Raw genomic sequence first — 12,003 nt, forward strand, 5'->3', positions numbered from 1 at the left:
AAGGAGACTGCAAAAAGCCCATCGGGAGAAGCAGAGGAAATTTCGGCAGTCCTTGATCATGTGGATATTAAGCTTTAAAAAAGGGAGGCTGCCATTATGCCATAACTTTTCACAATCATCAAAATGAGGTGGTGAGATGATGAAAATGGATGGGGTTGAGAATAGTTTGTCGAGTGTTCCAAAATACTTCAACAAAAGAAAGCGTATATCACTCAACAGAAAGCAGCCGTCCGGTATTTGATGTTTGGGCATAAACAGAAGTCAGATAATTAAGTGACTGGCAGAAAATGTGAAAAGTTTGGAGGGTAATCATGAAATCAGTAACAGATGTAAACGCAGCAAGCCAGCTATTGACCTATTCAAAGCAGGCAGAGGCGGCAAGGCACCAAAAAGCAATACAGATATTGCTTGGAGCAGGAAATAATAAAAAACAGGATAGTTTAAGCATTTCTGACACGGCCCGGAGCTTTTCGAGAGAATCCATTGCTGCCCTGATAGATAAAAGCGCAAACGTCTCTGCAGGTGAGTTGACGTTTTATTTTGCAAACTATCATAATTCAAGTGCCATTCTGGATGCAATCAATTTTGGGGAGAATGTTTCCTGTGGGTATAATCCCGATTTTAAGGAGTATGGTGTTATTTCCTTTGACTGTAACGGGAGCAGACAGGTAGTACCCAATTATGCGGTGCCGAAAATTAACACAGGCGCTTTGTCCGGCATTTGTGCTGTAAACAATTCTCTGGTTCTGAACAATAAAAGCTATTATTCATGGACAACAGCAAGCGGCAGCAGATACCCGTGGACTGTCAATAATGGGCGGATCGGCTGGGCAGCTTCAGAATCACTGCTTGCAGAGCATACCGGTCAAAAAGGGACAAATTATAAGTGGGAAATGCGGAAGGCAAGTAATATCCTGTCTGATCTGGCACAGGGGAAGAGTCTGTGGGGATACAGCAGGGATGAAGTTTTAGCGACCTGTAAGAAAGTCGGGATTTCCCCAGGCTTCTTTTCCATAGATGCGGGAGCTGGAAAACATACTTATATTTTACAGGAATCCGGTAAGACCATAAATGTGGACGCAGAAATAAAGCAGTTGAACGACATAGACTGGATAGAAATCGGCTATCAAGAGGGAGATACCTTTTCCGTCTACGGCAAAGAGTATGCCATAGACAGCAGCGGACATATCAACGTTTCGGCGGAGGATGAATTTACATCGACGGAAATTAAATACCCAAGCCGTTCCATATAATAGAATTTATATCAATTTTTAGTAAGAGGAGAGGTAAGATATGGAAATCACAGGTATAAACAGCGGCAGTTATACATCTGAAAGAGAAAGTAAAGTGACAACAAGCACGGTTGAATTAAAAACATCAACCGCCGGTGTGACAAAAACTGAGCAGATTAAGACGGGCTATAGCAGCGTAAATGATTATTCGAAATACTTGCAGGGCAAATACAGTTATATGAATACAGGGACGACATCCATGCTGGGCGTTCCGACAACGGTATCCGTTTCAAGTGCATTCTTGCAAAAGTGCATGAATGACCCGGAAAAAGCAAAGTATTTGGAGGAAAATTTGGCGGCTATTACAGATTGTGTAAAGTCGCTTGTCAATTTTACAAAGACTATGCCGGGGAGTCCGGTTTGTACATATGCCACATATATAATTGGAGATGATGGAAATATCACTTTCATGGGCGGCTGTACCAATGATCCGGATGGAAAAATAGCAAGAGAAAATGCGGAAAAAAGAGCACGGGAGAAAAAGGAGGCAGAGGAAAAAGCTGCTGAAAGACGTGCAGAGAAAAAAGCGGATGAGCAAAAGGCGGCTGAGAGAAGAATGGCAGAGCAGGCAGAGAAAGCCGGAAATGAGTATTCCATAACGATACAGGGAACAAACGTAAGAGATATGACATGGAGCCTTGTAAGCAAATGGAATTTCTCTAATACGGCTGGCGGGGCCTCGCTGTCAGGTTTTGATGTTAAGGCATAAATGGGATGTATCATGGAGGCAGATTATGAGGATTTCTAATACATATCAGGAGAAAATTACTCAATGTGATAGTGAAAGAAAATTTGAAGAAAGGATGCCACCGGAGAGCAGATGCCGGAACCGCAGATGAAGCTGGAAATATGAATTATGGTGTAAAAAGGGAAATTATTTCGGTCACGGAAGTAATTTGGTCTATACAACTGATGGTCTTAGACACAACCTTTGCGGATATAAAGACGGAAAGCAAAGCTGCCTTTATTGAGAGCCTGAAGGCTTTTCAGAACAATAATCGGGCTTTCCTTGTATCTATAATAAATAGAGAATTAGCCTCGGGGTTTGGGAAAAGCATATAAGCAGGTATCCTTTTTACATATCTTGTTTAATCACTACATAAAAAAGTGCAAATGCACAAAAAATAGTAATGTCTATTGAAGTAAAAATAATTTAGCGGTAAAATAGCATTACTAAAATTCGTGCATTGCACAGAAATAAGGAGTGATATTATGGAAATTAAGAGGGATTCCTACCTTGAACAGTTAAAGATAAGAAAAGATAATGGAATGATTAAGATTATCACGGGAATCAGGAGATGCGGCAAATCATTCCTGTTATTTGTGTTGTTTAAGAAGTATTTACTGGAGAACGGTGTGGATAGTGAACACATCATTGAGATTGCGCTGGATGGCATTGAAAATGAGGAGCTGAGAGATCCAAAGAAGTGTTATCAGTATATCAAAGACGCGATGAAAGATGACCGGAAGTATTATCTGCTCTTGGATGAAGTACAGTTTATGCCGCGATTTGAAGAGGTTCTGAACAGTCTGATTCGCATCAGAAATATTGATGTATATGTAACCGGCAGTAATTCTAAATTTTTATCCAGTGATATTGTAACTGAATTTAGAGGAAGAGGAGATGAGATAAGAATTTATCCGTTGTCCTTTGCAGAGTTTTATGCGGCTTTCGATGGAGATTATGATGATGCCTGGGAGGAGTATATGATATATGGTGGATTGCCGCAGGTAGCACAATTTTCCGTGGAACGCCAAAAGGCTGAGTACCTAAAAAATATTTTTACCAATGTTTATATCAAGGATGTGGTAGAGCGTAATAAAATTCAGAATGTTGATGAAATTGGAACTTTGGTTGATATTCTTGCCTCTGCCATAGGTGCTCTGACCAATCCAACTAAGATATCAAATACTTTCAAAAGTGAACGAGGTATCAATTACAGCAATAAGACCATATCGAACCATATTGATTATCTGGCAGAGGCATTTTTGATTTCTAAAGCAGGCAGATATGATATTAAGGGGAGAAAATATGTGGGAGCAAATCTGAAATATTATTTTTCGGATGTGGGGCTTAGAAATGCCAGGCTGAATTTCAGACAGCAGGAGCCTGCTCATATTATGGAGAACATAGTTTATAATGAGCTGCTTGTGCGCGGCTACAATGTGGATGTCGGTATTGTGGATGTTTTTGCAAAGAATAGTGAAGGAAAGAGAGTTCATAAGCAGTTAGAGGTTGATTTCGTAGTAAACCAGGGCAGTCAGAGATATTACATTCAGGTGGCTTATGATATGACTTCTGAGGAAAAGCAGACACAGGAATTTAATTCACTTCGAAATATTCCGGATTCATTTAAGAAGATCGTTATCGTAAATGGAACGAAAAAGCCCTGGAGAAATGATGAAGGCTTTGTAATTATGGGTATGAAGTATTTCCTGTTGAACGTAGATAGTTTGGAATTTTAATCACAAATTTCATCGGATTGAAGATACCACATAAGAAAGCAAAAGAGAATAATGACTTTCAGGAGGCTGCGTGCTATAATAATACGAGATTTTTGCGGCAGGAATGCAGGAGGAAGGTGAGAGAAGCATGGAGCCGTTTCATCCAAAATGGCAGGAATACGAAATTATGCACGGAAGCAGGAAGGTCGCTGCTGTCCGCAGAAATGGCATGTGCCATATTTATATGGAGGAGCTGCTGCCATACAATTTATATTTGGAGCAGGCCGCCGAGGAGGATATAGACGGAAGGATACAAAATCTGGACAACTTTTATCATTGGTGTGCTTCCCGCGTTCTGACACTGGACAGAGAATATGCCAAGGAGATCTTAAATAGTATTGGCGCCACACAAGCTGCTACGGACAGAGAACGGGCCCAGATCGCCCTGTCTTATCATTGTTTATCCCTCATGGATATTTTTTGGACAAAGGAAAAGGATGAGAGGCAGAGCTTTGCCGAAATTAATTTATATGAAAACCATTTGGAATCGGCTTTTGTGGACGTTTCCCTCAGAGGCAGGCAGATGACCATACAAAACAGGCATCTGATAGCGGATGATTTGGGGACTCAGGGCTGCTATCCCAAAGCATGGGTTAGAAAGCCGGACGGCTTCTGGCTGCTGAAAGACGGGGGATTAGAACCTGTGGAGCACGAGCTTTTGGCAAGCAGGATAGCAAGGTGCTTTCGGGTAAATCAAGTGGAGTATGAAGCGTCTTTTTATGATGGGCAGAAGGTGTCTGTCAGCAAAATCATCACGTCCCTGCAGCAAAGCATTGTGCCTATGGAATACTTTGAGGTTTATGCAGCCAACCATGAAATGAGCGCCTTAGAATACATTTTACAGCTGGACGGGTATTCCTACTATATGATGAATATTATAGATTATTTAATAGGCAATACAGACAGGCATTGGGGAAATTGGGGGCTGCTTGTGGATAATAGAACCAACCGCCCCCTTCGTCTTTACGATTTAATGGACTTTAACAAGGCGTTTCAGGCGTATGACAGTCTGGAAGGTTCTAATTGCCTGACCACTGTAGCGAAGATGACGCAAAAGGAGGCGGCAGTGGAGGCCGTTAAAGCAGTAGGGTTAAACCAGATGCAGGAAGTGGATATGACCTGGTTTGACGATGCGGCGGAAAGAGAAATGTTCCAGAGACGGCTAAAGCTGTTAAAAGCCCAGGAAAATTGCAGATAAAGAAATTTTCAGCAAAAGGAGCTGTCATACGAATGATTCGTGTGCCAGCTCCTTTGCTATGCCGCTTTTTATCCCGGCTCTGCGATGCGGGTGACTCCCACATAGATATCGGATATCTCAAACCAGGTGGCGTAATCGGTGACGCCGGTCTGGGGAAGATTAAAAATCCCCTGGAAGGTGCGCACAGCCTCGGCAGTGGCGGGCCCGTAGATGCCGTCCGCCGCAATGGCAGGGATGGCGGGATAGTTGCGTGCGATGCGGTTAAGCTGGTTTTGCAGCTGCAGCACCTTTTCCCCGGCGGAGCCTATGGTGAGATCATAGCCGGGCCAGGAGGAGGGTACGCCGGAGATCATTTCTGCAGTGTTAATGTACATATCGTTTCCAAAATAATACCGTATAATCTCAATGGCGGAATACCCCTCGTCCCCAAGATATTTGGAGCCCCACTGGCTTAAGCCTGCGCAGGTGACCCGCTGCCCGTCGCAGTAGGAGGTGAGAATGGGCTGTCTTACGCCGGGACGGGACAGATAGTTGGCAAATATGGTATCCACAAGCACATCGATATTCTCATAGATATTTCGCCCGTATACCCATTTCTGATCATAGGCGGTGGAGGAGGTTATGGTAAAATCATAGCCCTGGTTTCGATACCACTCCGTGTATACCCTGTTTAGGGTGAAGGACAAAATCGCAAGAATATTGGCATAGAGGCTGCTCTCGGGCCAGGTGGAGTAAATCTCACAGGAGGCCACATTTTTGATGTAATCCTTGTAGCGGACCCAGTAGTTGGGGGCGGTGGAATCGCTTGGAACGCCGTCGTGCACGATGATATATTCGGGAATCACCACCCGGCTTAAAACAATCTCCCCGGTCTCCGCCATGGGCTTGATTTCATCCTCCGGAATTTTGGGAGGATATTCCGCAAAAAGGGTATGTGCTGGAATGACTACGATTTTTTCTTCCTCCTCTGTCATCTCCAAGGGGTTCATCCGTATGGGCTGAAGAGAAAGCTCATCGGCCAGAATTTCCGAGCCGGTCACAAGAACGGGCTCATAGCCCCTGGCTGTAACGGAGATGTTGTACTCGGAATAGGGCTGTTCGCTGGGGGAGGGCTCTAAGGAGAGCGCCAGTGCAGGGGCGGGAAGCTCCACGATGGGCGTCTGACCGGAGCTGTCCGTGGTCAGCGTCATAAGAGGGGCGTCCGGATCGCCGGTATAGGAGATTACCACTGTGGCATTTTCCACCGGAATCAAGCCTATGGCAGAAACTACGCTGATTTTCAGAGCGCCTGCATATTGGGAGTCAATGGGCTGGGGCGTCTGGGCTGCATGTAAGTTAAAATCAGACATTATGAAACCTCATATGGTTGGTTATGGTATATATATGCGCATTTTTTTAAAATTAAACCAAAAGATATTGACGAAATAGGAATTAGGGTGTACTATTGTGTTACATAAGTAATACAGTAAAGAGATGTATCACGGAAAGGAAGATGCGTATGGCATGGAGCTTGGATTCTGACAGGCCCATTTATGCTCAGCTGGTGGAGCGGATTCAGATGCAGATCGTATCGGGCGGCTATCCGCCGGGAGGGAAGCTTCCCAGTGTGCGGGAGCTGGCGGCGGAAGCGGCGGTGAATCCCAATACAATGCAGAAGGCGTTTGCGGAGCTTGAGAGGAGTGGACTGATTGTGACACAGAGAACTAACGGCAGAACGGTTACGGAAGATGAGGAGCTGATTAAGAGCATCCGCCGTAAACTGGCGAAGGAGCATATCCTGTTTTTTTTCTCAAAAATGAAGGAGCTTGGATTTACAGAGGAAGAAATATATCAACTGGTGAAAAGAGGTTGTGAGGGAGAAGAGAGCTATGAATGAACTGATAGAAGTGGTTGGACTGACCAAGGCGTACGATAAAAGGAACATAGCGGTCAATAATCTGACGCTGACACTGCCAAAGGGAAGGATTATCGGGCTTTTGGGGCCCAATGGAAGCGGCAAGACCACCCTGATTAAAATGCTCACCGGGCTGTTAAAGCCAACCCAGGGGAGCATCAAGATATGCGGAGAGTATGTGGGAACAGGGAGCAAGGCAAGGGTTGCATACCTGCCGGATCGGACATATCTTCCGGTGAGCTGGAAAATCAGCGAGGCTTTAGATTTTTTCTGTGACTTTTATAAAGACTTTTCCAGGGAGAAGGCCCTTGAAATGCTTCGCAGCCTGAACATAGATCCTTCCATAAAGATAAGGACACTGTCCAAGGGAACCAGGGAGAAGGTGCAGCTGATTTTAGTTATGTGCAGAAATGCAGATTTGTATATCCTGGATGAGCCCATTGCGGGCGTAGACCCTGCCGCAAGAGACTATATTCTGCGCACCATTATCAATAATTACAATCCGGAAGCCACGGTATTGATTTCCACCCACCTGATCGGCGATATTGAACAGGTTCTGGATGAGGTGGTATTTATGAAATACGGCCATCTGACGCTTTATGCTTCCGTAGATTATATCAGGGAGAAGTACGGGAAATCTGTGGATGGATACTTCAGGGAGGTGTTCTCATGTTAGGGAAATTGATTAAATATGAATGGAAGGGCACCTACAAGGTGTGCTGCCTGATCTTAGCCTGTGTAGCTGCCTTTACGGTTCTGGGCTGCCTTTCGCTGAAAATGCCGGCCCTTGACGCCGCTCTCAGGGCTGTGGAAAACGGAGGAAGCGTGGGTGCGTCCTTTGGCATCTGGGATGGAATGGCTGTTTTGACGTTTATTCTGTACGTTTTGGCGTTGACAGGAGCTTCCTACGGGATTCTGATTTATCTGGGAGTCCATTTTTATAAAAGTATGTATACGGATGAGGGGTATCTTACCCATACGCTGCCGGTTACGGCTGATCAGCTTTTGGTCAGCAAGATATTGGTGGGCGGCATTTGGATGATTTTGGTTCTTTTGGCAATAGCGGCCTCCATAGCCGCGTTGTTTTCTGCCTTTTTTGGCATGTATCTGCAGATTACTCCTGTGGAGATTTTCCAGGAGTTTGGCGCCGCTATGGCAGAGCTGTTTGGAGGAGCGGGAGAAATGTTGCGGGTGAGAGTCATCCATCTGGCGGTCATTGTGATTCTCACCTGCCTGATCGGTTCCTTCTGCTCCATAGCCATGCTGTTTGGCTCCATTACAATCGGACAGCTTTTTTCCAAATACCGGGCTCTGATGGCTATTGTCTGTTACATCGGCGTGAGCATTCTAAACGGAATTCTGGGCTCTGTGGTACAGTTACCTTTTACGGTAAGCTTCGTAATGCAGCCCAATCAAAACGATGTCTGGTTTTTGGATTATTACAACAATATTTTTGACGCGTCCTTTCTTCTTACACTGGTTATGGGGGCGGTGCTTTATTTTGTGGCCCGGATGATTCTTGTGAGAAAATTCGATCTGGAATAATAGGATTTGCCCTGTGTCTGATTCTTTGCTATAATGTATGCAGATACCAGACAAAAGCGGGTGAGCAGCATGCAGAAAATCATAAATCGGATTTTGGAGGGGAACTTTGACTATGAAGGCGGAGGGCTTGATTTTTCCTGCGCCAATGTGGAAATCGCTCTGCCTGCAGGTTCCCTTTATGAGGGTTCCTTCTGCATAAGCTCCCCCGCAGGACGCTTTATTGAGGGCTATGTGACCGTATCGGATTTGAGAATGGAATGTTTGACCCCGGAGTTTTCGGGAAACGATGTAGAGATCTCTTTCTGCTTCCATGGAGAGAACATGGAGGAGGGCGAAGTAGTGAAGGGGTCTTTTTTCGTTGTCAGCAATCAGGGGGAATATTATCTTCCCTTTGTAGCTGAGGCGGAATATGCGGCGGTAGATTCATCTATAGGCGTGATCAAAAATCTGTTTCATTTTGCAAACCTTGCCAAAAGCAGCTGGCAGGAGGCGGTAAATCTGTTTTATTCGCCGGATTTTGAACATATTTTGGAGGAAAGTGATTCTCAGTATCTGGATGTGTACCGGGGGCTGTCTGCTTATGAAGGATGGGAGCAAAACGTAGAGGAATTTCTGATCCATGCAGATAAAAAGCAGAAAAACCAGTACACTGTAAAAGAGCAGGAAATTGTCATGGAATTGTCCGGCACAGGGAACTCCTATTCTGTGTGGGAGAGGGAATTGTCCGTTGTGCGCAGGGGCTGGGGCTATACCAGACTGCAGGTGGAATGTGAGGGAGATTTCCTGTTCACGGAAAAGGAGATTCTTACAGACGATGATTTTTTGGGAAATTGCTGCAGCCTGCCAGTGTTTATTGACGGCAGCCTGTGTCATTGGGGAAAAAATTTTGGACAGGTCCGCCTGTACAATTCTTATGTATCTGTTTTGATTCCCGTGACGGTCCGGGTGGACGGAGGGATGAAAAGCAGCCGTGGGGAGCTTGCGCGTAAGCGCACGGTGGTGCACATAATGGATTTCTATCAGGCATTCCGGCTGAAAAAGATCAGCAGGACCACCTGGCTGAAGGAGACAGGAAAGCTGGTGGAAACGCTGGTGGCTTTGGATGGGAAAAATCCGGCAGCCAGGCTGTTTCAGGCACAGCTTATGATTACGGAGGAGAGGTATCATGAAGCAGGATGGCTGCTTGAGCATGTGGCAGAGCAGTTAAAGGGTGCCGATGGGGACAGCACGCTGCGGGCCTACTATCTATATCTGACCACATTGTTAAACAGGGACGAAAAATATGTGGAGAGGGCGGAGGCTCAGGTGCGGCAGATATACAGGCAGGATGTGTCCAACTGGCGGACTGCGTGGCTTTTGCTTTATCTTTCCCAGGAGTTAAACCGTTCGGCTTCCGGAAAGTGGGTCTTTTTAGAGAAGCAGTTTGAAAGGGGCTGTACAAGCCCTGTTCTTTACATAGAGGCTCTGCTGCTTGTAAACCACAATCCCACCCTGCTTCGCAGGCTGGGTGGATTTGAGCTGCAGGTGCTGTGGTATGGTGTAAGAAAGCAGACTTTGGCCCCGGAGGCGGCAGAGCAGCTTTTGTACCTTTCTGGCAGGGTGAAGGAGTTTTCTCCGGTGCTTTTTCAGATTTTGTCAAAGCTTCACGAAACCAGGCCGGATGAGAGAGTACTGCAGGAGATATGCACCCTTTTGATAAAGGGAGGAAAGGCGGGGTCTGCCTATTTTTCCTGGTATAAGGCCGGCGTGGAGGCGCAGCTTCGCATCACCAACCTGTATGAATATTTTATGATGTCTCTTGACCTGCGCGTCAGCCAGCCCTTGCCCAAGATGGTTTTACTGTATTTCTCCTACCAGAATAACCTGGACTTTGCCCACAGCGCATATCTTTACGATTATATTCTGCAGAACAGAAATCAGCTGGAAGATTTATATGCTTCCTACAGGGCCCGCATGGAGCGTTTTGTGGTGGAACAGATACAAAAGGGACATATAAACAGGAATCTGGCGAATCTTTACCGTGAGTTTATCACTCCGGATATTATCACCCCACAGCTTGCTGACTCATTGGCAAGACTTTTGTTTGCCTGGGAAATCAGAACAAAGGACGAGGGAATGAAACGGGTTTTTGTTTATCAGCCGGGGAACCTGCAGCCCATGCAGTATACGCTCGCTGATGGGTGTGCCTGGATTGCCCTTTATGGAACCGAATATACCATAGTGCTTGAGGATGCCTGGGGGAACCGTTTCACCAAAAGCGCCGACTATACGCTGGAACGAATGATGGAGCCGGGGAGCTTTCTTCCCCTGATTACGCCCTATGTGAAAGACTGTATGGAGCTTGACTTGTATTTGAGTGCAAAGGATGGATGGAAGCTGGAAACCAGGGAGGATGTGGAGAGAGCGCTTAGGATTACGGGTTCTGGACAGTCAGCCCTTTGGGTAAAGCGTGAGCTTTATCTGAAAATTCTGCGTCATTATTATGACACGGATCAGATGAGGCTTTTGGACGAATATCTTGGCAGTATACCTGCCAAGAACCTGACCTGGGAGGGGCGCAGGGAAGTGTTTCGGTATATGGCGCTTTGCGGCAGCTATTCTCTGGCCCATCAATGGCTTTCCTGGTACGGGCCCTGCTTTGCGGACGCGAAGGTTTTGCTGCGGGTGCTGGGCCCATTAATAGAGGAAAACCAGTTTCTGGAGGAGCCTGTGCTTACGAAAGGGGCGGAGTATGTATTTGACCAGGGAAAATATGATGGAATCATTCTTGCTTATCTGACCCTTTATTATAAAGGGCTTACCCAGAATATGCGGGATATCTGGAAGGCTGCCATTTCCTACGAGGTGGACTGTTATAAGCTTTCTGAGAGGATTCTGCTTCAGATGCTGTATTCTGGTTCCTTTGTGGAAGAAAAAATGGAAATTTTCCGCTATTATGTCTCCCAGGGAGCAAAAAAAGAGGTGGAGGAGGCTTTTCTGGCACAATGCGCCTATGATTATTTTGTAAAGGACCGTGAAACCCAGGAGTACGTATTCCAGGAAATCAGGAATATGTATCTGAGAAAAGAAGAGGTGCAGAAGGTATGCAGGCTGGCCTGGCTGAAGTTTTATGCTGTAGACAGTAAAAGTCTGGAGGAAGGGGAAAGGGAAATGGCGGAAGCCTTTTTGGAGACCATGAAAGAGGAGCATATCCATCTGGATTTTCTGCGCTCTTATTCTTTGTGCGGCGCCCTGAGCCAGGATATGGCGGATAAGACCATTGTGGAATATCATACAAAACCAGGGGGCAGAGCCTGCATTCATTATGTGATTGTGGATGAAAACGGAGAATCCGGCGAATACCGCAGGGAGTATATGCGGGAGGTCTGCGGGGGCGTTTGCTTTGCAGAATTTGTGCTTTTTTTCGGAGAGACCCTGCAATATTATATCACGGAGGAAAAGGGCGGAGAGGAGCAGTTTTCCCAGAGCGGCAGCCTGCAGAAGAAGGAGGGGCAGGAAGGTGCGCAGGATGGGAGCTTTCGGCTGATCAATGAGATTTTAACCAGCAAAAATCTTAAGGAGTATGATAC

General features: G+C 45.9%; 10 protein-coding genes. 9 read left to right on the forward strand and 1 reads right to left on the reverse strand.

Annotation, left to right across the window (positions count from 1 at the left end):
• Nucleotides 1–311 precede the first annotated feature (311 nt).
• The 5 genes from AC1WIP_RS04970 (at nucleotide 312) to AC1WIP_RS04990 (ending at nucleotide 4,995) form a co-directional block, all read left to right on the forward strand.
• Entirely contained in the window at nucleotides 312–1,253 is a 942-nt protein-coding gene (locus AC1WIP_RS04970; protein ID WP_481140779.1) for a hypothetical protein, read from the forward strand.
• 40 nt (nucleotides 1,254–1,293) lie between these two features.
• Nucleotides 1,294–2,001, forward strand: coding sequence for a DUF6033 family protein (locus AC1WIP_RS04975; RefSeq protein ID WP_481140780.1), 708 nt, complete (start codon nucleotides 1,294–1,296; stop codon nucleotides 1,999–2,001).
• 65 nt (nucleotides 2,002–2,066) lie between these two features.
• Nucleotides 2,067–2,354, forward strand: coding sequence for a hypothetical protein (locus tag AC1WIP_RS04980; protein ID WP_481140781.1), 288 nt, complete (start codon nucleotides 2,067–2,069; stop codon nucleotides 2,352–2,354).
• 150 nt (nucleotides 2,355–2,504) lie between these two features.
• The gene (locus tag AC1WIP_RS04985) at nucleotides 2,505–3,758 is read left to right on the forward strand and encodes an ATP-binding protein (protein WP_481140782.1); all 1,254 of its coding nucleotides are present in this window, start codon (nucleotides 2,505–2,507) and stop codon (nucleotides 3,756–3,758) included.
• A gap of 127 nt (nucleotides 3,759–3,885) precedes the next feature.
• Nucleotides 3,886–4,995, forward strand: coding sequence for a hypothetical protein (locus AC1WIP_RS04990; RefSeq protein ID WP_481140783.1), 1,110 nt, complete (start codon nucleotides 3,886–3,888; stop codon nucleotides 4,993–4,995).
• Between the two features lie 68 nt (nucleotides 4,996–5,063).
• On the opposite strand, the gene AC1WIP_RS04995 is transcribed toward AC1WIP_RS04990, so the two are convergent.
• Nucleotides 5,064–6,344 (reverse strand): peptidoglycan-binding protein, encoded by a 1,281-nt coding sequence (locus tag AC1WIP_RS04995; RefSeq protein ID WP_481140784.1) that lies wholly within the window; start codon nucleotides 6,342–6,344, stop codon nucleotides 5,064–5,066.
• 149 nt (nucleotides 6,345–6,493) lie between these two features.
• Between AC1WIP_RS04995 and AC1WIP_RS05000 the strand changes: the two genes are divergently transcribed.
• The 4 genes from AC1WIP_RS05000 to AC1WIP_RS05015 form a co-directional block, all read left to right on the forward strand.
• Complete coding sequence (locus AC1WIP_RS05000) at nucleotides 6,494–6,871, forward strand: GntR family transcriptional regulator (protein ID WP_481140785.1); 378 nt, start codon at nucleotides 6,494–6,496, stop codon at nucleotides 6,869–6,871.
• Entirely contained in the window at nucleotides 6,864–7,565 is a 702-nt protein-coding gene (locus AC1WIP_RS05005) for an ABC transporter ATP-binding protein (RefSeq protein WP_481140786.1), read from the forward strand. Before AC1WIP_RS05000 ends, AC1WIP_RS05005 begins: the two co-directional genes overlap by 8 nt.
• Nucleotides 7,559–8,434: a hypothetical protein gene (locus AC1WIP_RS05010; RefSeq protein ID WP_481140787.1), complete on the forward strand. Its 876-nt coding sequence runs from the start codon at nucleotides 7,559–7,561 to the stop codon at nucleotides 8,432–8,434. Before AC1WIP_RS05005 ends, AC1WIP_RS05010 begins: the two co-directional genes overlap by 7 nt.
• Before the next feature lie 69 nt (nucleotides 8,435–8,503).
• Nucleotides 8,504–12,003: DUF5717 family protein (locus AC1WIP_RS05015; protein ID WP_481140788.1), on the forward strand; the 3,500-nt coding region annotated here is incomplete at its 3' end.

This window comes from Acetatifactor sp. (genome assembly GCF_982438285.1).

Coding starts and splice junctions, on each gene's coding strand:
- AC1WIP_RS05000 (WP_481140785.1), top strand. CDS start 6,494: ATGGCATGGAGCTTGGATTCTGACAGGCCCATTTATGCTCAGCTGGTG.
- AC1WIP_RS04975 (WP_481140780.1), top strand. CDS start 1,294: ATGGAAATCACAGGTATAAACAGCGGCAGTTATACATCTGAAAGAGAA.
- AC1WIP_RS04970 (WP_481140779.1), top strand. CDS start 312: ATGAAATCAGTAACAGATGTAAACGCAGCAAGCCAGCTATTGACCTAT.
- AC1WIP_RS05010 (WP_481140787.1), top strand. CDS start 7,559: ATGTTAGGGAAATTGATTAAATATGAATGGAAGGGCACCTACAAGGTG.
- AC1WIP_RS04985 (WP_481140782.1), top strand. CDS start 2,505: ATGGAAATTAAGAGGGATTCCTACCTTGAACAGTTAAAGATAAGAAAA.
- AC1WIP_RS04990 (WP_481140783.1), top strand. CDS start 3,886: ATGGAGCCGTTTCATCCAAAATGGCAGGAATACGAAATTATGCACGGA.
- AC1WIP_RS04995 (WP_481140784.1), bottom strand. CDS start 6,344: ATGTCTGATTTTAACTTACATGCAGCCCAGACGCCCCAGCCCATTGAC.
- AC1WIP_RS05005 (WP_481140786.1), top strand. CDS start 6,864: ATGAATGAACTGATAGAAGTGGTTGGACTGACCAAGGCGTACGATAAA.